Here is a 23,921-nt window from a genome sequence, read left to right as displayed (position 1 = left end):
AACTTTTCAATTAAAATTACTTATCCCAACTACTTAGCAGAAACTATCTCATTAAATCTATATTCAATATATTCCCAATTAATTATTTTAGGAATTGCTTGCAAATAATCTAACCGACAATTCTTATATTGAAGATAGTATGCATGCTCCCAAACATCAATTCCAAGAATGGGAAGTTTCCCTGTTGTAGCTTCTAGAGGGTCCTGGTTTACTGTAGCATGTAACATAAGCTCTTGTTTTGAGGGACAAAAACCTAGCCAAGCCCATCCTGATCCTTGAATTGCCACTGAAAATTCAATAAATTGCTTTAAAAAGTTATCTAAGGTCCCCCATACCTTTTCTATAGCCTTAAGAAGTTCATGTTTTGGGGGAACTCCTCCTCCCTGCCCTGGAGGAGCAAGCATTTCCCAAAATAGAGAGTGGTTGATATGACCTCCTCCATTAAAGCGCAGGCTGGGCTCTAAGGCAATCATTTGGTTAAGATCCTGACGGGCATCCGCGGCATTCATTTTATTAAGAACTTGATTAAGGTTATTTACATAACCTTGGTGATGCTTCTGGTGATGTAGCATCATGATTTCTGCACTAATCACAGGCTCTAGAGCATCGTAATCATAGGGGAGATCTGGAAGTACGTAAGGGATAAAGTTCATGAGGTAGCGTCCTTTCATCATAAAAATTCGATATCGAGGGAAAGCATAAATGAAACTTTCTTTCCACAGCGTATCTTGTTTACGCCTTTAAAAAAGCATCGTTTACGCTTTGTTTTTTGAGTCTAATTAGCTCACTTATATTCCCACAAGGGAATTACTGCTAAAGAGCAAAAAATAGATTCTTAAACTCTGAAATAAACCTCTCTAAAATTCCCATGCTCTCCTGTTCCCTTCGAAGTTGTTCTTCTTTATTTTGAGCACGTTCCATATAACGCTGAATAATTTCAAAGTAAAACTTAATCTTGGGCTCGGTTCCTGAAGGGCGAACAATCAATCTTCCTCCATGGGAGAAGTAATAGCATAGCATAGACATTCTAGGAAGCTCCAAGGGATAGGTTGTTCCTGAAACTACATCTAAACCAAAGTTTTTGTGGTAATTTTCATATTTTAAAAGTTCAAAGTTTCCTAGAGAGGGGAATGCCTTTCCTAGCTGTTCTAACTGTTGAAGTTTGCTGCGTATCTTCTCTTCTTCTTGCCGCACAAACGCTAGGGATTCCGTAGTATTCATAACGTATCCATGTAACTCATATAGTTCCAAAAGCACATCGCGAAGAGTTTTTCCCAAAAGCTTTTGCTGTAGGGCAGCTTCAGCAAGCAGTGCTGAAGAAGAAACCGCATCTTTATCCTCAACATACGTTCCACAAAGGTATCCGTAAGACTCCTCCGCACCAAAAAGAAATCGCTCAGAAGAGCCTCTCCAGCTCTCGATTTTCTCTCCAATATACTTGAATCCTGTCCCCACATTTACAAGATCGGCGCCGTAATGTTGGGCAATTGCTGTTAGAAGCTCTGTGGTAACCAAACTCTTTACAACCTTATCATTTTTCGTTAAAGGAGCTTTAGCACTTTGGCCTTTTAAAATATGGTCTGCAAGCACACACGCAATCTGATTCCCGCTAAAGCGGTAAGACTGTCCCTCTTCTAAGCAGACAATTCCCACACGGTCTGCATCTGGATCCGTAGCAATGAGCAGGTCATCCTGATGAGTAATTAGCTGTTGTATTCCTAAAGTTAGTGCTTCGGGATCTTCAGGGTTAGGTAAATGCACTGTAGAAAAGCTCCCATCAGGAATCGCTTGCTTCTCAACAAGCTTTACAGAGCAAAATCCCCAATCGTGAAGCACACGAGGAATCAATGGCACCCCCGTGCCGTGCAGCGGTGTATAGGATATCTGCAGAGCCCTTCCTGAAAGGCGATTTTCATTGGGATTTTGCTGTAAAGCTTGTATTGTACGCCTATATATTGTTTCATATTCCTCCCCTATCATATGAATATGGGGATCGCGGATAGAAGCTACAGAGAGCACTTCCTGAACTGCAGCATACTCTTTGACAATCTCTTCATCTAAGGGAGGCAACACCTGTCCTCCGGAAGCCATATACACCTTATAACCGTTATATTCTGGAGGGTTATGAGAAGCAGTAATCATCACCCCCGCTGCGGCTTGTTCTTGACGCACAGTAAAAGAAACCAACGCTAAAGGCTCTGGGCACTTAAAAAGAAGTACGTGGATCCCATTTCCTGCAAACACCTTCGCAGCTTCATGAGCAAACTCTTCGGAATGGTGACGAGTGTCATAGCCAACCACTACCTTGAGTGTGCTCGATGAGAGTAGCTGATGACGACGCAATACTAAGGATATCCCCTGGGAAGCTCGAGATACCGTAAACGTATTCATTCTGTTTGTCCCCATCCCCATAGGACTCCGCAACCCTCCCGTCCCAAAGGTTAGCGTTTTCCCAAACAGTTCCTTTAGCTGAGAAGGATCATCTTGAAGCAACTGTACAATGGCATCTTTGTCTTCTTGAGGAAAATCCCCATAGAGCCACATTAAAATATTCTTTGCTGTGGTGTCATCATAAAGAGCTTTCACACGTTGCTGCAACTGCTTCATTTAGGGACCTACCTCGCAATAGCTTTTGAAAGCTTCATAAACATAAAAGACCTCGGGTGGCAAGCATTTTCTCAAAAGCCAAACCCCGATTAAAGAATTGCATGTCCTGCAGAAGAAAACATCAAGAGTAAACCACTCTTAGCTTGGTTATCCCACTCATAGAGTTCTTGTGGATAGGGGCCGATAAAGAAAATCCCTGACCCACATCCTCTTCCCGATAAAGGAAGAAAAAGCTGGCAATCTTCATTTCCTTGAGGGATCTCTTCTCCAGGAAACAACCAGTAATCTCGCACTAAAGATAACTTGGGACGATGCACAAGTTCTGCAGCGAATGTAGAAAGACGTCGCTTCTGAATCACAAAGGAAATTTCAGGAATAGAACGAAACACACTTTCTCTCCAACGCACGTTTTCTAGATTATTTTTTGAAATTTTACGTACAAACTGTGAGATTGTTGTTTCCAATAACGAACAGTCTGCAGGAGTGATCAAAGCTTCAAATAAAATAGACCCGTGATTTTGGAAGTGTCGTAGGTGCTCGAGGTGTAAAACAAACCTCATACTCATCCAAACAAGGTGACAAACTCTAAAAGTACTATAGACTTTAAGCCCTTTTCCACCTATAAAAAAACCTCCAAAACAACTACATGTTCTACTAAGAATCCTTAAATACCTATGAACCCCATAGTAAATGTTAAAGAAATCGAATCTAAATTAAATTTTACCTTTACTCAGCCACAGCTTTTAGTGACCGCTTTTACCCATCCCTCTTATCGGAATGAGTCCCCTGTTCCGATAGAAGACAGCGAAAGGTTAGAATTTCTTGGCGATGCAGTGTTAGGTTTAATCGTTACGGAGCACCTCTTTCTTCTCTTCCCAAACTTAGAAGAGGGTGTGTTATCTACAATACGAGCTTCTCTTGTGGATGCCTCGGCATGTAGTGGTTACGCTGAAAGCTTAGGAGTTTGTGAGAACTTGCTCATTGGAAAAGGAGAGCGCCTACAAAATCAGCGTGGCAAGCTCTCCTCTCAAGCAAATCTATTTGAGGCAATTTTAGGTGCCATTTACCTTGATGGGGGACTATCCCCCGCAAGACAACTTACTGTTCCTCTACTTCCTTCTAAAGAAAAGCTTCAACCTTTGATGTTTGGGAACCCTAAAAACCTTTTACAGCAGTTTACTCAAAAACACCTACGCACCCTTCCGAAATACCAAGCAACTCAATATGTAAGTAAGGAGGGAGTCATGAGTCATCACGTCCAAGTCTTTATTCATGATGAACTTTGGGGAGAGGGTGTGGCGCACTCCAAAAAAGAAGCAGAAAAACTTGCAGCACAACACGCTCTGGATACACATGACTACAAAAAATAAAACACGATGGACATGCACAACCTGCAACGCACAAATGTTAAAGTGGCAAGGACAATGCTCCCATTGCCATAACTGGAACACACTTGTAGAAGAACTACCAACTACACATCAGGACTCCTCCTCCTGTGCTGTCTCCCTAAGTGATATAGAGCTTCAAGAGCAAGAGCGTCTGCAAATTGACAAAGCAGGTTGGGACAGAATCCTTGGAGGCGGTGCAGTACGAGGAAGCATCACGCTGCTAGGAGGAGATCCTGGGATTGGGAAATCTACTATACTTTTACAAACTGCAGAAAAACTCGCTAAACAAAACCTTAAGATCCTCTATGTCTGTGGAGAGGAGTCTGTAGCGCAAACTTCTCTTAGGGCCAGGCGCTTAAACATCACCCATCCCTTGATCTACCTCTATCCAGAAACTAATTTAGATCATATCAAGCAGCAACTCTCTCTCCTATCTCCCGATGTGCTAATTATTGATTCCATCCAGATTATGTTTGACCCCAAGTTAAACTCTGCTCCTGGATCGGTAATTCAAGTGCGTGAGGTTACTGCAGAGCTCATGCGCATTGCTAAGCAATCCCAAATTACCACATTCGTGATAGGCCACGTGACAAAATCCGGAGACATTGCAGGGCCTAAAGTTTTGGAACATCTTGTAGATACTGTTCTCTATTTTGAAGGAAATTCCCATGCACATTACCGCATGGTACGTTCCGTAAAAAACCGCTTTGGCCAAACCAATGAACTTCTTATCCTCTCTATGCATTCCGATGGACTTAAGGAAGTGCTAAATCCTTCTAAGCTATTCTTACAGGAGAACTCTATCACTACTCCAGGCTCTGTCGTTGTCCCTATTGTTGAGGGCTCGGGAATCCTACTTATCGAACTCCAAGCTCTCGCCTCTTCCTCTCCCTTCTCTAACCCTATTAGAAAAACCTCCGGCTTTGACCCCAACCGCTTTTCTCTTCTCTTAGCAGTCTTAGAGAAACGTGCACGAATTAAGCTTTTCTCAACAGATATATTTCTCTCCATTACTGGGGGACTCAAAATTACAGAGCCTGCAGCGGATCTTGGAGCTCTGCTTGCTGTAGTTTCTTCTCTGCAAAATACCCTTCCTCCGAAAGATTTTATCTGCATTGGGGAGGTGGGCCTAGGAGGAGAAATCCGCCAAGTTCCCCACATAGAGCGCCGTCTGAAAGAAGGAAAGCTTTTAGGCTTTAAGGGAGCTGTCCTTCCCGAGGGGCAAGCTGCATCTCTCCCTGAGGAAATCACCAAAAACTTTACCCTAAAAGAAGTTAAAACGATCCAAGATGCCATCCACCTCCTGCTCTAAGTTTTTTGAAGATCTCCGTGAAGGAAGACTTCCTTTAAAAATTGCCTCTCGAGATTCTAACCTAGCAAAAGCACAGGTAAACGAATGTCTTCAGCTTCTCCGCACTTCCTATCCCAAGCTTCAATCCCTACTCATTACGACCAAAACACAAGGAGATCGCGACAAACTTACTCCCTTGCATACTATAGAAAACTCCGACTTTTTTACTCGCGATGTAGATGCTCTTGTCTGTCAAGGTTCGTGCCATATTGCTATCCACTCAGCTAAAGATCTCCCCACACCTTCACCTCTCCCCCTCGTTGCTCTTACACGCTGCCTACATCCCGCAGATCTTTTAGTCTACGCGGATCATTATACAAAAGAGCCCTTCCCTTCCAATCCGCGCTTGGGGAGCTCCTCTATGCGTCGAGGAGAGGTTCTGAAACAACTCTTTCCCTTAGGGCAAATTTTAAATATTCGCGGAACGATCGAAGAGCGCCTACAACAACTTCACAATAATACCTACGATGCGGTTGTTTTAGCCAAAGCCGCAGCTTTAAGATTAGGGCTCTCCTTCCTTTACAGCGAACTCCTTCCTCCTCCTTATCACCCTCTTCAAGGCCGCCTTGCCCTTACCGCCTACGAATCCATTGATCTATGGAGAACCTTCCTCTCCCCAATTCATGATACAAACCTTAGATACTCCATCTAAACGCCCTATTTATCCCTAAATCTATAGCTTCTTGAAAGAATTGTCCCTTAAAAAAAATTTTAAAAACCCTCTCTAGAGGGTAGGTTTACTTTGACAAAAAACAAAAATCTATTTTAAAATGTTTCATTTAAGTTAGAAGACCTATGCCATTTTTTGTAATTCCTGCTCATAACCATACTGACCCTAGTGGTGCCACGAGTTTGGTGAGCGAAGCAAAAATTTATCTCCCGCTCCAGCATAAATGGGATCCTTTTTTCAAACTCACTCCAGTTATTGGTCTTGTGTATGCAGTTTATCTTGCTTACCGAGCATATCAGACAAAAGCATACGTTTGTTGCCAGACCTCTTATGTTCCAAATGGGAGGTGTGGCAATATAGAATGCAGTATGATCTTACGAAAGCCTTGGGGAGACTTTGTTACATCTGCACTTGGTGGAACCGGACTCTTAATTTTAGGAGTGATTATTTTCGTTATCGCATCTGTCGTGTACAGAGCTTTAAAGGCCTGCTGTTGTTAATATACTTTAGGAAACATTCTTTTCGGATGTCGCTAAGCAGTGTTCTTCATCTCCTTCAAATTGTTTTTTCTGTTCTTTGAAAGAAGTCTGTAAATTGGTTGTTTTTGAAGCAGAAAAAAAATAGCTTTTTCCTTAAGGTTAGAGGTTTTTAGCTCTCTTCAATAATAAGGCGATTGGATTACAAGCCTATGACTTATCCTCCCTACCAAGTATCTTCTCGAAAATATCGTCCTCAAGCCTTTAAAGAAATCTTAGGTCAATCTGCCGTAGTTACAGTATTAAAAAATGCCCTACTTTTAAAGCGTGTAGGGCATGCCTATCTATTTTCTGGGATTCGCGGGACGGGGAAGACCACACTAGCAAGAATTTTCGCTAAAGCATTGAATTGCTTAAAACTCAGCCCCGAAGGAGAGCCTTGCAATGTGTGTGCATCGTGTAAAGAGATTTCTTCTGGCTCTTCCTTAGATGTGATTGAGATTGATGGAGCTTCCCATCGGGGAATTGAAGATATCCGACAAATCAATGAGACGGTAATTTTTACTCCAGCAAAGTCTGCCTATAGGATTTACATTATTGATGAAGTACACATGCTTACAAAAGAGGCATTCAATGCCCTACTGAAAACATTGGAAGAGCCTCCACAGCATGTAATTTTCTTTCTTGCAACAACAGAAATTCATAAGGTCCCTAATACCATCTTAAGTCGCTGCCAAAAACTTCACCTTAACAGGATCCCTGATGCAACGATTGTAGAAAAGCTCTTTGCCATGGTGCAAGATACCCCCACACTACAGGCTTCTAAAGAAGCCCTCTTGCCTATAGCAAGAGCTGCTCAAGGAAGCCTCCGAGATGCGGAGTCTCTCTATGACTATGTTGTCGCTTTGCTTCCAGATAAAATGACTCCCCAGGAAGTATCAAGAGCTTTAGGCCTAGTCCCTCAGGATATCCTAAAATCCCTAGATATAGCTATAAGGAAAAACTCTCCTGCAGAGGCTTTAGCCCCTATTACCCAACTTGTCGACTCGGGAGTTGCCCCTACGGTGCTCTTGCATGACTTAACCCTCTTTTACCGAGACCTTCTCTTAAATCCGCAAGCTACTGATGATCCTGAACAAATCTTAGAAGTTCTTGATTACCTAGGGGAGTCTTCTCGACATATACACAATACAATCTTTGAAAAAATCTTTTTAGAGACTGTGATTATTCATATCATGAGGATCTTCCATAGACCGACATTGTCTCAGCTAATCTCCTCTCTTCCCACTTCTCCCTCCCTCCCTCAGGAACCTCCACCCCCCCCAAAAAAGCCACCCATAGCTCCGATCTCCCCTGAAAAACCTCATTACCAAGAGAGCTTTTTACCAAGTTTTTCTACGGAATCTGTTCCTCTATCAAACTCAAGAATCACAAAAGAGTCTTCTGAAAAACACGATTCTATTTTAGAATCTGCAGCAATAGATACGTTGCTACAATTTGCAGCTGTAGAATTTTCCGGAATTTTAACAAAAGAGTAATCCTTTATGGGAAGCGGGTACGCAAAGAAGAAAAAAGAAGCCAAAATGATGGAGCAGCAGCTTATGGAAATGGAGGCTTCTTTATTAGAGAAACGCTATGAGGGACAATCTGGGAATGGATTAGTGACTATAGTCATCAATGGAAAACATGAGATCATTTCTGTTCAGGTACAGCCGCAATGCTTAGATCCCGAAGATCCTGAAGCTATCGAAGATCTCTTTCGTGCAGCCTTTCAGAAAGCAAAGCAACTCCTCGATGAAGATATGTCTACAATGCGCTCTGTCTTTCCATTTTAATCTAGCAGAGCACGAATTTCTCTGCTTGTTTTTGCCTGGGCTGCCTTCTCTGCAAGCTCCAGGCATACTGCCATATCTAAGGTCGCAAGGTGCTGACGTAATTTTGAAATTAGCGGCATAGCTACAGAGAGCTCTTGAATGCCCAACCCTACGAATATGGGAGCAAACTGTAGTTCTCCCGCAGCTTCTCCGCATACACTCACGGGGATGTTTCTTTGATTAGCACACTGAGAGACATGACGAATCATCCTGATGATAGCAGGAGGAAGAGCAGTATCTAAATAGTCAGGAAGAGAAACATCTCGAGAAGCACCCAAGGTATATTGCAAAAGATCGTTTGTTCCTATAGTGACAAAATCACACTCACTGAGAATGTCTTCAATCATCCATACTGCAGAAGGGAACTCTATCATGCTGCCCCAAAGGAGAGATTGATATTCCTGTTCTTTTCTAAGTTCCTTTGCGATCTGTGCACAGAGAGTCTTTACTTCTATAATCTCATATACCTCTGACACACCAGGAAGCAGCACCTTCATTCTCCCATTCTCAGCAGCTTCTAAAATAGCCTCTAACTGCTCTCTTAACACCTGGGGCGTTTGTAGAAGATAGCGCACCGAACGTTCCTTGCTAGCGTGCTGTTTCGGACAGGGCTTGTCATGGCCAAAATCAAACAGACGCAAAACAGGCATGTCAGAAAGACATACTAGCTGTTTATATAGGGAGATCTGTTCGTGAAGAGTTGGCAGACGTCCTAAGACTATAGCTAGAAATTCTGAGCGGAACAGCCCTACAGAGGTATTAGGGAAGCTCTCAGCCAAGATTTGAAGGTCTTGAAGACTTCCAGCCTGAGAAGAAACAGAAGTTTTCACAGAAGTTTTTGAAGTGGGAGAAGAAGATACCCATACGGAAGAATCTTTTTGTGCATAGCGCTGCTGCAGCGTATGTGATTTGGGATTAAAGATGAGCTCCCCATGAATCCCATCTACCAAAACCAACTTTCCACTATACTCCTTTGTGTTTTCCCAGATTTCTTCGGGAAGGTTCGCAACATAGGGAATATTTTTTGCTCTAGAGACAATTGCTGTGTGTGATGTTACTGCTCCTAATAAAGAGACAAACCCACGGATATATGCTGGATTCGCACTGGCAACTTCTGAGGGAGTTAGCTCCTTAGCAAACACGATAATATTTTGATCCGATTCCCCCAAAGAGCTTTTATGCTGACAGCAAAGATGGCCAATCACACGATTCGAGATATCATGGATATCCTGAACACGATCAACAAGGCTAGAACTTTCACTTTGAACTGAAAATAAGGACTCTTCGATTTTCCCCATGACGGAAGAAAACACATACTCGGCATTTTTACGATCCTTACGGATGGTATTTACGACCTCCTCAGTAAGCAGAGGATCTTTGATAATCTCTAAGTGTGCTTGTAAAATTGAAGAAACTTCATGGAGCTCCTGCTTCCCTAAAATCTCCTGCTTTAACGCAACAATGTCTGACTTGGAGCGTTGTAGAGCTTTGTAGTACCTGTGAATCTCATGCTCCACTTCCTCCTGGGGAAGCGTAAGCTCATGAACTTGCAAAGGAGAGGTTTCTAAAAAAAACGCCCTTCCAAGAGCGATTCCAGGAACAATACTTTTCCCAAAAACACGATATTCTTCGCTAGTTTTTTGCATCATAGATCTAGAAGAAACATCACTCATGGATCTCTCCAAAGCCACTTTCAAAAGCATCTTGCAACTTCTTCAACACCCGCTGCGCATCTTTACCTTGAACACTTACCATAACCTCCCCTCCCTGAGGCACTCCCAACATGAGGATACTCATAATACTCTTCGCATTAATTGTTTTCTTCCCAAAGGTAAAGCTTACCTCACACTCTTCACCTTCAAGTAAAAGAACAAGAGTTCCTGCAGGGCGCACATGAATCCCAGAGGGGTTTTTCACTACGCATACAGCGAAGCATTCATTAGCATCTGCATGTGCACTACTATATACACAATCTTGAGCGTTACTATTCACTAAACTCCTCCTCACTATGCACATACCCTTCCAGCCAAGAAAGAAAAGAAGTAGCATATCCTGTACATAACTGTACTACCTCTAAATCTCTCGAGCTATAATGTTCTAGTTCCTTCTCACCAATACGTATGTTTGGAGAAGGAAGGTTGCGACACACTTCAGGATCTAAAAGAAAACACTGATATGTTAAGGGCTCCTCATAACCGTAAAAAGGAAAAAGCCCTAAAGAACAGAAGGTGTCATCAGCTATATAGTGTAAGCTCTCACAATGCTGGCGTAATTTTTGCTGAGCCTTAACTAAAGAACGATAAGAAAGAACCCCCTCATCTTCCCACTTTCCAAACCCATCATGTATGGAGAAAAAACGTTGATAATGCGTATCTCGTAACGGAGGAAAGTTCCTCTCTTCCGCATTAATTAAAGGAGGCTCCCCATGAAACCCATAGCGGCCATCCTCAAAGATATAAAACATTTTGACCTCAAAAGGCCCTTGGGGAACGCGAAAAATGTAGACCTCTAGAGTCTCTAACAAAGAAAAAAAACGACAAATTCCAGGGAATTCGTTATCCTCTAAGGACAGAATAGAACTCCAATATTCCTTAAAAAAATCTAAGCGGTCACGCTTAGATAATCCCATAAGCTCAAACCATCCCCTAGGCAAGCGAGGAGCCATCTGCGATATGCTGTCCCAAGAAATCTCTTTATGCAGCTGCTCTACAGAAAATACCTCCAAAGAAGAACCCTGGGAAATCCCCGATGCTAAAATATTTTCAAATCTTTTCATCTCTTCTCCAAGTTTTAAATCCTTGGATTACCCTAGGAAAAGCTAAATGTCAGCAATTCCAAAAGCAACATCCTCTATGTCTCTGCGCTCTGTATTGGCTTGCAGGATCCTTATCCCGAAACCATACGGGATGTGCTATTCTTATCCTTGTATGTCTTCATCCCTTTCTTTCTCGCCACCCAAAACAATGGATATCCCAAGGTTTATGCTGGCTTATCCCCCTAATCTGGACCCCTCCCTCGACTCTCCCCCACGAGGGACCTGCTTCAGGAACGTTCAACATAAAGTATGCAGGATATGGCGATGTTTATTATGGTGAAGCAACAGAGCTCTGTACGCTCTATGGTAGAAAAACAAATCCTCTTCCTTGCAAAATTTTCTCGAAAACCCGTCTACAACCGAATCTTACCTATCGCTTACAAGGAGCCCTACATCATACACCTCAAATTATTTTTAAGTCTAATGCTTGCTGCGAAGAACTCTTCAAACCCAACCCCTTAACTTTAAAACAAAAACTACGCCGCCATGCCCATACCTACCTATGCACACTATTCCCAAAAGGAAACTCCGGAGCCTTCGCCTCTAGTCTACTTTTAGGAACCCCCCTCCCTAAAGAATTGAGTTCCTTATTTCGACGTAAAGGGCTCTCTCACCTCTTTGCTGTTTCAGGATGGCACTTCTCTCTTCTTGCTGCTCTTCTAGGAGTGCTCTTTTCTACATTTCCCCTAAAGCTAAAAAACCTCCTAAGCCTTGGGATTCTCACCCTAGCTACTCTTGTGCTTCCCTCCTCACCCTCGGTATTTCGTGCTTGGATCTCTATTACTTTAACAAGCCTCTCCCCATACGTTCTAGGATCTTGCTCCGGCCTAAACCGCCTAGGATGCGGCTTCTTTCTTTGCTCATGCTTCTTCTCTTCGCTCTCTCCTGCTTTTGCTCTTAGCTTCCTTGCCACCTTGGGAATCCAGTTATTTTTCCTTCCGATCTTTTCCTTTCTCTATACCCCCTGGACTATCTTGATTCCCTCACGCTATCTCACGCTATGGCGTTATTTTTTAAGCACCCTCTCTCTAACTCTCTCCGCACAGACTTTCATCTTTTTCCCTATCATAGGTTTCTTCGGAAGCTTTGTTCTGGACGGCCTTATCTATAACCTCTTCTTTCCTCTAATTCTCCTGCCGATCCTCCTTCTTATCCTTAGCTCTCTTCTCTTTCCCTTCCTTGCTCCACTTACAGAAACTCTAATTTCCTGGGTTCTATCTCACCCCTATCTCCATAGCAAAGAAATCCTTTCCCCCCTCAGTTTCACAGCGCCCTCTCCTTTCCTTCTCACTGGGATTTTCCTAACCCTCTTTTTCCTAGGTGTATTCTTAATCAAGCTTGCCCCCTCGCACCACGAAAACTCTCCAACACTATTAAACTATATCTAACCTCTCTTGCCTGCATTCTTATGAGACTCATTAGATAAAAAATAAGATTCTTCCCTTTCTTATTAAGATTGACATTATCCTTCTCAAAAAGTAAACTAAGATATTAAAATTCTTTTCTAAAAAATTAAAAAATCTAAAAAAATTAAAAAACCTCTCCTTATGACTCCTCTCCCAGGTCTAGATCCCTCTCTCCCTCCATCATCCCCCTCTCCCCACCAACCCCGTCCCCCACACAGCTCTTCCTTAGTCACCACCTTAGCCCTACTTGTTCTAGCTTTTGCCTTTTGTCTCCTTGGTGCTTTATGCTTTATCTTTGGGGCCCCCTCTCCTATAGGCGTAATTGCTCTTTCCCTAGCGGGTGGCTTTCTTGTTTCTGCTCTTCTTACCTATATGCGCTCTTTTCTAAAGCCCCTTCCAGAAAAGCCTTGTATTCCTCAACTGCATCCACAAGCTAAACCCCGAGAAGAAGCTATTCCCCCTCCTAAGATGTCTCCTACTAAAATCCCCCCTCAGAAGATCCCCATTATCTGTCCCAGAAGTTGGACTTTAGATACCGTAGCGGAAAAACTTAAAAGTCTCTTTGACTTGCCTTCACCTTCTTCAGAGATTCCAGATAAAAAAGTCATGTTTTCTCTCAAGGGGAAATGCTTTCCACAATTTATTTTAAATTGCTTCGAAGGACATCCTTTTGACCAACCTCTTCCAACTTCTACTCGTGGAGCCTTTGTTGTTCAGGTAAACTCCTGCATGAGTTACGATAACAACATTGGCAGAACTTTGGCCATCCTTACACGTGTGGATAAATCTTGTTGGGAAACAATCTGTAAACAGGTTCCCTTAATTCAAGGGGTACGTACGCTACGTCATGGACAAAGTATTTGTGGAGAATGGGAACAAAAAGATAAAAAAGTACACTCTCCAGCAACACATTTAATCTTAGTATATCCTCCTACTTTGTCATCTCTTCTTTCCCTAGAACAAACTCGAGTTCTTAAGGAAAAAGCTTTAACTCTCGCAAATATTAATAAAGCACAAGCGTTTTGCGCCCTTGTTAAGACCTACACGAATATCTTTGAAACCTGTAAAAACAACGGCATAGAGCACCTTCAAATAGACCTTTTTGGAACTAAAGACCTCTATTCAGGGCAGGAAGATTATGATACTTGGCAATGCGGATGCCAGCTAGCCTTTCTTGAAAGCCTACGGCATCTGTTTATTCAGGGACAGGAAACGCCTCTTCTTTCGATAACTCTACAGAGTTACCAGGAAGTCCCCTTACTCCAGGGAGCACGCAAAGCCTTTCCTAAAGATTGAAAAAGATCTTTAAAAATCTGCAAGAGCTTTGGCTGCCTGCAGAAGTTTTTCTTTTTGTGGGAGCACTTCGTTTTCTAAGATCTTAGAATAAGGAACTGGCGCATGAAGACCGCAAACACGGCGGATAGGAGCATCTAAATAGAGATATGCCTGTTCTGCCATTGTGGCGACAAGCTCACTTCCAAATCCACAAAATTCCGAAGCCTCGTGGGTTACTAGCAACTTCCCTGTTTTCTTTACCGACTCAAGAACTGTGGCAAAATCACAAGGCACAATTGTACGCAGGTCGATCACTTCTACGGAAATCCCCAAAGCGCTAAGCTCTTGAGAAACCTCGACGCTTAATACTAACGTCATGCCCCAGGAAACTATCGTGAGATCTGTTCCAGGATGGACAATCGTAGCCTTACCAAAAGGTAAAACATAATCCGAAGAAAACACGGGACATGCACTGTAGATCCGCCGTTGATACAGAGCCTTATGCTCTAGAAACACCACAGGATTCGGATCACGAATTGCAGCCTTCAATAAGGCTTTTGCATCTGCAGCGTTGGAAGGATAAGCAATCTTTAACCCCGGACAGTGGGCTAAAAACCCTTCGATACTTTGAGAATGATACGGCCCACCTTGAATATATCCCCCTGAGGGTGCCCGAATTACTAAAGGCACCTCCCACTCTCCTGCAGAACGGTAATACATACTCGAAGCTTCAGAAAATAACTGGTTAATTCCAGGCCAAATATAATCTGCAAACTGAATCTCCGCCACGGGTCTATGGATCCCATCCAAAGCCATACCGATGGCTGTACCTATGATCGTAGCTTCTGCAAGTGGCGTATTAAAGCAACGCTGCTCTCCAAAATGCTTCGTGAAATTTCGGGTTACCCCAAACACCCCACCCTTATCTCCAGCGACGTCCTCACCAAAGACCACCACCCGAGAATCTCGAGTCATCTCTTCGATCAAAGCTTCTGAAATAGCATCCCGCATCACCTTTGGCTGGGTGTTCCGTAATGCCTGTGCTTCTTGAGAGCTCTCATAATCTATCAAAGCAACTGTATGGGGGGAGAAAACTTCGTGACTTGACCCTCCCTTACACGGAAAAGGCTTAGCCTCTGCAATTTGAAACGCCCGAGCCACCTCCTCCTCAGCCTGAGCATAAATCTCTCGCAACTCTTCAGAAGAACCTCCATAAAGCTCTACTACATCACGCTCTAAACGTTTTAAGGGGTCCCTTACATAGCTCTGCTCTAAATCTAAAGGAGAGCGGTATTTTGTATGATCATCAGAATTGCTATGAGGCTGCAAACGCACGACATCTACAAGAACTAATGCAGGCGTAGCGTTTTCCCTAGCCTGCTTCACAGCAGTTGAAAAGGTTTCAAGAAGAGCCATATAATCACTTCCATCTACCTCATGCACTGCTAATCCCTGATAGCTTCTCCCCAACTGAACAAAATCCATAGCACTCTGCTCCTTCCAAGGAACAGAAATCGCCCATTGGTTATTCTGGATCACTGTAACCAGGGGAAGCTGATGCAAAGCTACATAGTTGAGCATCTCATGAAACTCTCCCTGAGATGTTGCCCCATCCCCTCCAGAAACATAAACTACCTCATCTGTCTGAGCATGCTTCACAGCCCATGCGCGCCCAGCAGCTTGAAGGAATTGCGTACCCACAACACTAGACTGACAACAAATGCGTAGCTTTTTATGGGAGTAGTGATAAGGCATCATTCTTCCTGAAGAATGATTGCTTGAAGTTCGCGCAAGAAAGGCTGCGACAATCTCTGCAAGATCCCCACCTAAACCTAAAGGGAACCCTTGATCTCTATAATACGGAAATGACCAGTCTTTTTCAGGAAGCAAACTCTTCCCTGCAACAATCCCTGCAAGCTCATGTCCTGCACAAGACAGCTGAAATGTCCCTCCCGAATCACTCTGCCTTGAAAGTAGAAGCATCTTGTTTTCTGCTAGCCTCAAAATCCAAACTAGCTTCAACACCTCTCTTATCGAGGCTTCTACTTGATTTTGCAACAATACCATGATGTCTGTTCCCAGCCGAGTAACCTACACCTTTCTATACAGTGAAGTCAGAAAAAAAACCTTTGATTTTATCTAGAAAACCACGTTTTTTAGGAAAATTCTCAGCCTTTTCTGTAGAAGCAAATCGCTGCAATAACTCTTTCTGCTCTTCAGATAAATGCTGAGGAGTCTCTACAGAAATCCGAACCAACAAGTCTCCCCGTCCTTTACCATGAATATTAGGAAACCCTTGATTCTTGACCTTTAAAATTGTCCCACTTTGAATCCCTTCAGGAATCGTAAGACGGCAGGTCCCTTCAGATTTTAGTAAGGTGGGGATCTCTTTCTTCATTCCTAAAGCAGCATCTACAAACCCTATAGGCAGCTCTAAAAGCAAGTCATCTCCCCTACGCTCAAATACAGGGTGAGGTTCAACATCAATAAAAATATATAAATCTCCAGAGGGAGCCCCGTTTTGTCCTGCGTCTCCATACCCCTCCATCTTCAAGCGCATGCCTGGACCAACACCCGCAGGAATATGCACGTGAACATTGCGCTTCTCCTTCACACGCCCTTGCCCGCGACACTCTCGACAGGGATCTGTAATAATACGCCCTTCCCCTCCACACTCAGGACATGTAGAAGCCATGGAGAAAAATCCCCGACTTTGAACGACTTGGCCAGAACCTTTGCAGCGCTCGCAGCGCTTAATCCCTTGAGGGGTTGCAGCACCACTCCCAGAACAGGTTTCACACGTTTTATAACCAGAGACTACCAGTTCCTTGTCTACACCACTTGCGGACTCTTCAAAAGATAGTGTAATATGGACCTTCTTACTCGCCCCTTGCCGTGCTCCAGAAGGATCCGAACGCATTCCAAAAGCTTCTCCAAGACCACCGAAAATCCCCTCAAAGAAACTTCCGCTCCCTCCAAACTCTCCTCCAAAGGCTCCCATGAATGTCCGCAAGGCATCTTCCATGTTGCCCATACCGCCGGCTCCAAAGCCTCCAGCTCCAGCAAAAGGGCCTCCTTTTCCGAAGCGATCGTAAGATTCCCGTTTTTGAGGATCACTAAGCACTTCATATGCCTCAGAAACTTCCTTAAAACGAAGTTCTGCTTCTGCATCTCCCGGATTTTTATCAGGATGATACTTCACAGCCAGCTTACGATAGGCCTTTTTAATCTCTTCCTGGGATGCGGTTTTCGCAACACCTAGAACTGAATAATAATCCATACGTTAAACCAAATAACTCTAACGATTTTTTTGATTAACGACCACGATACTTGGCCGCAGCTTTAGACTTAGCGCGCTTTTTCACAGATGGTTTATCATAAAAACGATGGGATTTTGCGGCTTTTAAAATCCCCTCTTTGTCGATTTTCTTTTTTAAAATGCGTAGAGCGCGATCTACAGGCTCTCCAACTCGAACTTTAACACTGGGCATGCATTATCACCTTAGTTATGCAATAAAATATTGATTGTCTTGTAGATTAAAACAGTAAAAATAATTCATTATCTACGCTAAAGAACTTCGGATTGTAACACCACGCCTAATAGGCTTCAAGAGTTACTTCACCTTCATCCCTACAGATTCCTTTACAACAGACCTCTCTAAAACTCTAGAAAAAGCAGGAGCAACTGCGATAATCTGGCACAAGAGCTTCATTACAATCTAATAGCAACTGGGGAATTAGACTACGGTGCACTCTGTCAATAGAGGGACCAGTCTCTTCAACAAAAATCTTTTCTGAAAAATGTTCTATAAATAATTGAGGTTTTGGAGAAATTACATGATAGTAGCCATGCGCTAAACAATACTCTGAAGCTTCTGCATAAGAAAGAAGATGCCCAGGTCCTACGCCTTGGGTTTTTTTGAGCATAAAGTTGTGATCCGAAATTTCCTCACTTAAGGTTAAAACCCCCCCACGCTTACCCAAAGGAAGCATCAAAGCCTTCCCCTTATCTTCAGGAGTCAAGTACCCCTCTAAGGAGCTATAGCCAAGCAAGGGCATATTGCTTGCCATGGCAAGACCTTGAGCAAAAGACAATCCTATCCTAGTGGCGGAGAAATTTCCAGGACCAACAGCTACAGCAATTCCCTGAAAACTAAAATTCTGATTTTTACACAAAAACTCTAGGACAGGCCCTACATCAGAACCTACAGGTAAATCCCAATATTGAAGCACCCTTTGGCTATCTACATATGCCAAGAAAGGATGATACCCGGAAGTGTCTATTATAAGATATCTAGGATGAAAGTGCATGCATCAAAATCTAGAGCAAAGAAAAAAGCAATATAGCAACAAAAAAACTTTTAATCAAAACAAAATTTCAACAAAGAATAAACAATATGTTTATTTGTTTTGTTGTTTTTTTCAAAAAACAACCTCTTTTAAAAAGAGGTTGAAAAAAATTTATATAAATAAAAAAACAAGAAAACATAAGACTTTCTATAAAGAGAACTATAAAAATCTTAGAAAAGACGGTTTGCGTTAAACCCTCGTCTTTTTTAAGCTTTACTGTTCTATAGGTCTTATTAGAAGTTGTATAGATGCACTAATTTCCTCTATTTAGTATAACGAAAGACAAGATCTTTTTGAATTATCCCCCTTACTTCTACAAAAAGATCTCAGAGCATTAAATAAACGCAGCCGACTATTTAAGGACACTTGTGGACTCTACAATAAATACTGACACTCCAATTTTAGACCCCAATTCGGATGAGGTTGAGAAACTCCTAGATGAAACAGAGGATTCCGAAGAAAAAACTAACAATCGCTCCCTTCCTAAAGAACTATTTATTCTCCCTCTAAATAAACGTCCTTTTTTTCCAGGTATGGCTGCACCTATTCTTATAGAGTCTGGCCCATACTATGAGGTTCTTAAGGTCTTAGCGAAGTCCTCTCAAAAATATATTGGCCTTGTCCTGACGAAAAAGGAGAACGCAGATATTTTAAAGGTTGGCTTTAACCAACTGTATCACATTGGAGTTGCTGCACGCATTTTAAGAATTATGCCCATAGAGGGAGGAAGTGCTCAAGTTCTTTTAAGCATAGAAGAGCGCATCCGCATCATTGAACCGGTCAAAGACAAGTATCTCAAAGCTAAGGTCTCTTATCATCCTGATAACAAAGAACTTACAGAGGAGCTGAAGGCATACTCTATTAGCATTGTTTCCGTCATTAAGGACTTACTTAAACTGAATCCTCTCTTTAAAGAAGAGTTACAAATTTTCTTAGGACACTCTGATTTTACTGAACCTGGAAAACTCGCTGATTTTTCTGTAGCGCTAACTACAGCAACACGTGAGGAGCTTCAAGAAGTTTTAGAAACTACCAATATGCACGATCGCATAGACAAGGCTTTAATCTTACTAAAGAAGGAGCTGGATCTTAGCCGTCTTCAAAGTAGCATCAATCAAAAGATAGAAGTCACGATTACGAAAAGCCAAAAAGAGTTCTTTTTAAAAGAGCAGTTAAAAACAATTAAAAAAGAACTCGGGCTGGAAAAAGAAGATCGTGCAATTGATATAGAAAAGTTCACAGACCGGCTAAACAAGCGCCATGTTCCTGAATATGCTATGGAGGTTATCCAAGAAGAAATTGAGAAATTTCAGACTTTAGAAACCTCTTCTGCTGAATACGCTGTATGTCGGAATTACCTTGACTGGCTAACGATTGTCCCTTGGGGAATCTACAGCAAAGAGTACCACGATTTAAAGAAAGCTGAGATTACGTTAAATAAGGACCATTACGGCTTGGAAGATATCAAGCAACGCATCTTAGAACTTATTAGCGTAGGGAAGCTTTCTAAAGGACTTAAAGGAAGCATTATTTGTCTTGTTGGTCCTCCTGGAGTAGGGAAAACTAGCATAGGAAGAAGTATTGCCAAGGTTCTTCATCGGAAATTCTTTAGATTTTCCGTAGGGGGGATGCGTGATGAAGCAGAAATTAAAGGGCATCGCCGTACATATATTGGAGCTATGCCTGGAAAGCTCGTGCAAGCGTTAAAGCAAAGTCAGTCAATGAATCCCGTGATTATGATTGATGAAGTGGATAAAATCGGCACAAGTTATCATGGAGATCCTGCTTCTGCACTACTTGAGGTTTTAGATCCTGAGCAAAATAAAGACTTCTTAGACCATTACCTAGATGTACGTGTAGATTTATCTAATGTACTCTTTATCCTCACTGCAAATGTTCTGGATACTATCCCCGATCCTCTCATGGATAGGATGGAGATCTTACGGCTCTCAGGCTATATCCTAGAAGAAAAGCTTCAGATTGCCACAAAATATCTTGTCCCTAAAGCACGTAAAGAAATGGGCTTAACAGCTCGTCAGGTAGTATTTCAGCCTGAGGCTCTAAAGCACATGATTAATAACTACGCTAGAGAAGCTGGAGTACGTTCTCTTAATGGCAACATTAAAAAAGTACTAAGAAAAGTTGCTTTAAAAATTGTACAGAATCAAGAGAAGCCAAAAGCGAAAAATTCTTTAGTGAAGATTACCACGAAAAACCTTCAAGATTATCTTGGTAAACCTGTCTTTTCTAGTGACCGTTTTTACGAACATACACCGATCGGTGTTGCTACAGGTCTTGCCTGGACTTCTTTAGGAGGAGCAACGCTATACATAGAGAGTGTCCAAGTACCTTCAGGGAAAACTGATATGCATCTGACAGGTCAAGCTGGGGATGTCATGAAAGAGTCTTCACAGATCGCCTGGACCTACCTTCATAGTGCTTTAGAAAAGTATGCTCCCGGCTATCCCTTCTTTTCTAAATCTCAAGTACATATCCATATTCCCGAAGGAGCCACCCCTAAAGATGGGCCTTCTGCAGGAATCACTATGGTTTCTTCATTGCTTTCCTTACTTTTAGATACCCCGATCATTAACAACTTAGGAATGACTGGGGAGATTACTCTAACAGGAAGAGTCTTAGGAGTAGGGGGAATCCGAGAAAAGCTTATCGCTGCACGAAGATCCCGGTTAAACATTTTAATTTTCCCTGAAGATAATCGCCGTGATTATGAAGAACTCCCGGACTATCTAAAAAAGGGCTTAAAAATTCATTTTGTTTCGCATTATGATGCGGTCTTCAAAATTGCCTTTCCTCAGAAATAGCTCTGCAAAAAGCTGGAGCTATTTCAGGATCTTTAGCAAGTAAAAAAAGTCTGTATATTTACAAACAAAACACATCAGAGCAATCTACTTCTTTTTAGACGCTTTGTTTTCATATGCTATCGCTATCTTCTTTGATCGGGACCTTCTCATCGAGTAAAAAGTCTGCTGTCCAACTACAACCTATTCACAAATGTCAACGAATTCAGAAAATTACTTTAACAGCACTGCTTATACTGTTAGTCTTATCTCTCGTTGCAATGATAGGAGCCTTTATTTCTACTGTCTTCACCCCCGCAGGTATAAAAGTTGGTTTGATCCTGTTGGGAGTCTTCCTTACAACAGCCCTGCTTACGCTTTTTTGCCTCTGTGCCATCTTGAAGCCCAAAGCAATCTCAGGTAAGTCTGTAACCAAACCAGAGGTACGTCCTAAAGACCTAGACTTAACTAAGCTTGACACCCGCTATAACGCTCTCCTCCATGAAAAAATTAAAGAAGATGTTAAAAAATCAGAACAAGACAGCACCGAACGAGCAACTCCAACAGGAAAAACTCGCAAACTTAAAACGGCTCGTCCCTCAAGAAAAACTCGTATAAAGACCCCGATATCTTCGAGCTCTTCTGATTCTGACTCAGAATACCACTCGGTTTCGAGTTCCGATTCTGAGTATTACTCTGCGAGATCTTCTTCTACCTCTTCTACCTCTTCGAGATCAAGATCTCCTTCACCAACCCCCTCGAGTTCCTCCTCCTCACAATATGCATCTACAGATTCTTCACGAATTTCTTCGAGATCTCCTTCTCCTGCCTCTTCAACAGCATCCTCTCTGACTCCTCCCTCGACGCCGACACCAGTTAAACGAAGATTTCTTATACTTAAACGTCATAAATAATCGAGGCCGCGTTCTCTCTGTAGAGAAGAAGTTCTTGTAGAGTATATTTAGCCATATGATTTATTCTGCTTGTTTAAAAGTACATCCCATGAGTTCCAGAGAGTTGATTATTTTAGGTTGTTCTAGCCAACAACCTACCCGAACACGTAATCAGGGAGCCTACCTTTTCCGTTGGAACAACGAAGGCCTTCTGTTTGATCCCGGAGAGGGGACTCAACGACAATTTATTTTTGCAAATATTGCTCCTACAGTTGTCTCAAGGATTTTTATTAGCCATTTTCATGGGGACCATTGCCTAGGGCTGGGTTCCATGCTCATGCGCCTAAACCTAGATAAAATCTCCCATCCTGTGCACTGCTATTACCCAGCCTCGGGGAAAAAATATTTCGATAGATTACGTTATGGGACAATCTACCATGAGACAATTCAGGTGATAGAGCATCCTATTAACGAAGAGGGAATCGTTGAGGACTTTGGGAACTTCCGCATAGAAGCACGAAGATTACAACATCAAGTTGACACTTTGGGATGGAGAATCACAGAGCCCGACACTATAAAGTTTCTTCCAGAAAAACTCCGAGCCCGAGGGTTACAAGGGCCTATCATGCAAGAGCTCATCAAACATGGCTCTGTTCATCATTTAGGGAAAACCACATATCTAAGTGAGGTGAGCTACCAACGTCCCGGAGATAGCATTGCAGTGATTGCTGATACACTTCCTTGCCAAGCAGCAATAGATCTTGCAAGAAATGCGCGTCTTATGCTTTGTGAAAGCACCTATCTTGAAGAGCACCGTCACCTAGCAGAAAGTCATTACCATATGACAGCAAAGCAAGCTGCAACCTTAGCAAAAAAAGCACAAGCGCAACAGCTTGTGCTTACCCATTTCTCTGCGAGATATGTCAATACACAGGATTTTTATTTAGAAGCTGCTTCTATTTTCCCAAATGTGGCTGCTGCTGAAGAGTACTGCTCCTATCCCTTCCCTAAAAACCCAGCTTCTAAATAAAGAACGTGATTGAGATAATTAAAGAAAAGACCATGTAACGGCTTATGATCTCAGCCTTTTATTCTTTCCTAGACTCCCTCAAAGCAAAATCTGTATCTCTTCATACACTAAGAAACTATAGTATCGATTTCAGCAAGTTTAAAGAGTTCATTGAAACACATAAACAGTTGCCTACTACGCCTAAAATAACACTGCATATGAAGTTTCAAGAGACTTCTGATCTTCCTCTCTCCCTGTTGACTAAAGATCTTATCCGCCTCTATATTTCCTATCTTATAGAACAGGGAAAGTCTAAGCGTACCATTAAAAGACGTCTCTCTACACTAAAGAGCTTTTCACGTTATTGTCTCAAGATGCAACTTCTTTTCGAAGACCCGACAGAAAATATTCAAGGGCCAAAATTACCCAAAGAACTCCCCTCCCCAATTAGCTATGAACAGGTGGAGATTCTCATGACAATGCCAGATGTTTCCAAATATACAGGTCTTCGAGATCGCTGTCTTCTGGAGCTGTTCTATAGCTCAGGATTAAGACTTAGCGAAATCACCGCTATTAACCGCCAGGATATTGACTTTGAGGCAGCTTTGATTCGTATTTTTGGAAAAGGGAAAAAAGAAAGAGTTCTTCCCGTGACGCCCTGTGCAATACGATGGCTACATCACTACCTTTACCATAGCGAAAGGATGAGCATCCAAAAAGATACACAAGCATTCTTCTTGAACCGCTTTGGCACGAGGATTTCCCCACGCTCTATAGATAGAAAGTTCCAACACTACCTACAGCTCTCTGGACTCACAGGAAATATCACCCCTCATACGATCCGCCATACTATAGCCACGCACTGGCTAGAAAATGGCATGGATCTCAAAACTATACAGGCGCTTTTAGGCCACAGCTCTCTAGAAACCACTACAATTTATACACAAGTCTCCATTAAGCTAAAAAAACACACTCACGAAACCTCCCACCCTCTTGGGAAATAGCTAAG

General features: G+C 42.5%; 22 protein-coding genes. 12 read left to right on the top strand and 10 right to left on the bottom strand.

Translation table 11 applies throughout. From position 1 onward, the window contains the following. Nucleotides 1-29 precede the first annotated feature (29 nt). The 3 genes from G5S_RS03025 to G5S_RS03015 form a co-directional block, all read right to left on the bottom strand. On the bottom strand, nt 30-653 hold the full coding sequence (locus G5S_RS03025) for a superoxide dismutase (protein WP_013712714.1): 624 nt from the start codon (nt 651-653) through the stop codon (nt 30-32). A 160-nt stretch (nt 654-813) separates the two neighbouring features. After that, the gene (locus G5S_RS03020; RefSeq protein WP_013712713.1) at nt 814-2,607 is read right to left on the bottom strand and encodes a phospho-sugar mutase; all 1,794 of its coding nucleotides are present in this window, start codon (nt 2,605-2,607) and stop codon (nt 814-816) included. A gap of 89 nt (nt 2,608-2,696) precedes the next feature. Beyond that, nucleotides 2,697-3,167, bottom strand: coding sequence for a DUF5070 domain-containing protein (locus G5S_RS03015; RefSeq protein ID WP_013712712.1), 471 nt, complete (start codon nt 3,165-3,167; stop codon nt 2,697-2,699). Nucleotides 3,168-3,281: 114 nt separating this feature from the next. Here G5S_RS03015 and rnc point away from each other — a divergent pair, with 114 nt between their 5' ends. The 6 genes from rnc to G5S_RS02985 all read left to right on the top strand — a co-directional run bounded on the left by rnc (nt 3,282) and on the right by G5S_RS02985 (nt 8,327). Beyond that, nucleotides 3,282-3,977, top strand: coding sequence for a ribonuclease III (gene rnc, locus G5S_RS03010; RefSeq protein WP_013712711.1), 696 nt, complete (start codon nt 3,282-3,284; stop codon nt 3,975-3,977). Beyond that, nucleotides 3,961-5,307, top strand: a complete 1,347-nt coding sequence (gene radA / locus G5S_RS03005) for a DNA repair protein RadA (protein WP_013712710.1) — start codon at nt 3,961-3,963, stop codon at nt 5,305-5,307. The genes rnc and radA overlap by 17 nt, the downstream gene beginning before the upstream one ends. Further along, on the top strand, nt 5,285-5,998 hold the full coding sequence (locus G5S_RS03000; RefSeq protein WP_013712709.1) for a hydroxymethylbilane synthase: 714 nt from the start codon (nt 5,285-5,287) through the stop codon (nt 5,996-5,998). Before radA ends, G5S_RS03000 begins: the two co-directional genes overlap by 23 nt. A gap of 143 nt (nt 5,999-6,141) precedes the next feature. Next, nucleotides 6,142-6,516: a hypothetical protein gene (locus tag G5S_RS02995; protein ID WP_041467020.1), complete on the top strand. Its 375-nt coding sequence runs from the start codon at nt 6,142-6,144 to the stop codon at nt 6,514-6,516. Nucleotides 6,517-6,704: 188 nt separating this feature from the next. Next, the gene (gene dnaX, locus G5S_RS02990) at nt 6,705-8,030 is read left to right on the top strand and encodes a DNA polymerase III subunit gamma/tau (RefSeq protein ID WP_013712708.1); all 1,326 of its coding nucleotides are present in this window, start codon (nt 6,705-6,707) and stop codon (nt 8,028-8,030) included. 6 nt (nt 8,031-8,036) lie between these two features. Next, a complete protein-coding gene (locus G5S_RS02985) occupies nt 8,037-8,327 on the top strand; it encodes a YbaB/EbfC family nucleoid-associated protein (RefSeq protein ID WP_013712707.1) in 291 nt (96 codons plus the stop codon). Here G5S_RS02985 and ptsP read toward each other — a convergent pair. Genes ptsP through G5S_RS02970 form a run of 3 tightly spaced genes read right to left on the bottom strand, consistent with a single transcriptional unit; the run spans nt 8,324 to nt 11,142 of the window. Then, nucleotides 8,324-10,039, bottom strand: coding sequence for a phosphoenolpyruvate--protein phosphotransferase (gene ptsP, locus G5S_RS02980; RefSeq protein WP_013712706.1), 1,716 nt, complete (start codon nt 10,037-10,039; stop codon nt 8,324-8,326). The genes G5S_RS02985 and ptsP overlap by 4 nt on opposite strands. Beyond that, nucleotides 10,032-10,382, bottom strand: a complete 351-nt coding sequence (locus G5S_RS02975) for an HPr family phosphocarrier protein (RefSeq protein WP_013712705.1) — start codon at nt 10,380-10,382, stop codon at nt 10,032-10,034. The genes ptsP and G5S_RS02975 overlap by 8 nt, the downstream gene beginning before the upstream one ends. Continuing rightward, entirely contained in the window at nt 10,351-11,142 is a 792-nt protein-coding gene (locus G5S_RS02970; protein WP_013712704.1) for a hypothetical protein, read from the bottom strand. Before G5S_RS02970 ends, G5S_RS02975 begins: the two co-directional genes overlap by 32 nt. Here G5S_RS02970 and G5S_RS02965 point away from each other — a divergent pair. Together G5S_RS02965 and G5S_RS02960 are read left to right on the top strand one after the other, a co-directional pair. After that, on the top strand, nt 11,115-12,569 hold the full coding sequence (locus G5S_RS02965) for a ComEC/Rec2 family competence protein (protein WP_013712703.1): 1,455 nt from the start codon (nt 11,115-11,117) through the stop codon (nt 12,567-12,569). The two genes, G5S_RS02970 and G5S_RS02965, sit on opposite strands and share 28 nt — an antisense overlap. Before the next feature lie 159 nt (nt 12,570-12,728). Further along, complete coding sequence (locus G5S_RS02960) at nt 12,729-13,883, top strand: hypothetical protein (protein WP_013712702.1); 1,155 nt, start codon at nt 12,729-12,731, stop codon at nt 13,881-13,883. Nucleotides 13,884-13,892: 9 nt separating this feature from the next. On the opposite strand, the gene G5S_RS02955 is transcribed toward G5S_RS02960, so the two are convergent. From G5S_RS02955 to G5S_RS02940, 4 genes are all read right to left on the bottom strand, one after another. Then, a complete protein-coding gene (locus G5S_RS02955) occupies nt 13,893-15,929 on the bottom strand; it encodes an alpha-ketoacid dehydrogenase subunit alpha/beta (protein WP_041467019.1) in 2,037 nt (678 codons plus the stop codon). A 34-nt stretch (nt 15,930-15,963) separates the two neighbouring features. Further along, nucleotides 15,964-17,142 carry a molecular chaperone DnaJ gene (dnaJ, locus tag G5S_RS02950; RefSeq protein WP_013712700.1) on the bottom strand — a complete coding sequence of 393 codons (1,179 nt, stop codon included), beginning with the start codon at nt 17,140-17,142 and terminating at the stop codon, nt 15,964-15,966. A 34-nt stretch (nt 17,143-17,176) separates the two neighbouring features. Further along, a complete protein-coding gene (rpsU, locus tag G5S_RS02945; RefSeq protein ID WP_013712699.1) occupies nt 17,177-17,353 on the bottom strand; it encodes a 30S ribosomal protein S21 in 177 nt (58 codons plus the stop codon). A gap of 175 nt (nt 17,354-17,528) precedes the next feature. Then, nucleotides 17,529-18,173 (bottom strand): tRNA threonylcarbamoyladenosine biosynthesis protein TsaB, encoded by a 645-nt coding sequence (locus G5S_RS02940; RefSeq protein ID WP_013712698.1) that lies wholly within the window; start codon nt 18,171-18,173, stop codon nt 17,529-17,531. A gap of 407 nt (nt 18,174-18,580) precedes the next feature. Here G5S_RS02940 and lon point away from each other — a divergent pair, with 407 nt between their 5' ends. The 4 genes from lon to G5S_RS02915 all read left to right on the top strand — a co-directional run bounded on the left by lon (nt 18,581) and on the right by G5S_RS02915 (nt 23,916). Beyond that, nucleotides 18,581-21,034, top strand: coding sequence for an endopeptidase La (lon, locus tag G5S_RS02930; RefSeq protein WP_013712696.1), 2,454 nt, complete (start codon nt 18,581-18,583; stop codon nt 21,032-21,034). Nucleotides 21,035-21,147: 113 nt separating this feature from the next. Further along, nucleotides 21,148-21,924 (top strand): hypothetical protein, encoded by a 777-nt coding sequence (locus G5S_RS04905; RefSeq protein ID WP_049770605.1) that lies wholly within the window; start codon nt 21,148-21,150, stop codon nt 21,922-21,924. 88 nt (nt 21,925-22,012) lie between these two features. Continuing rightward, the gene (locus G5S_RS02920; protein ID WP_041467085.1) at nt 22,013-22,933 is read left to right on the top strand and encodes a ribonuclease Z; all 921 of its coding nucleotides are present in this window, start codon (nt 22,013-22,015) and stop codon (nt 22,931-22,933) included. Between the two features lie 44 nt (nt 22,934-22,977). Further along, complete coding sequence (locus G5S_RS02915) at nt 22,978-23,916, top strand: tyrosine recombinase XerC (protein WP_013712693.1); 939 nt, start codon at nt 22,978-22,980, stop codon at nt 23,914-23,916. Nucleotides 23,917-23,921: the final 5 nt, after the last annotated feature.

Origin of the sequence: Chlamydia pecorum E58 (assembly GCF_000204135.1) — a bacterium.
GTDB lineage: Bacteria > Chlamydiota > Chlamydiia > Chlamydiales > Chlamydiaceae > Chlamydia > Chlamydia pecorum.
This window is presented reverse-complemented; position numbering and strand designations above follow the sequence as displayed.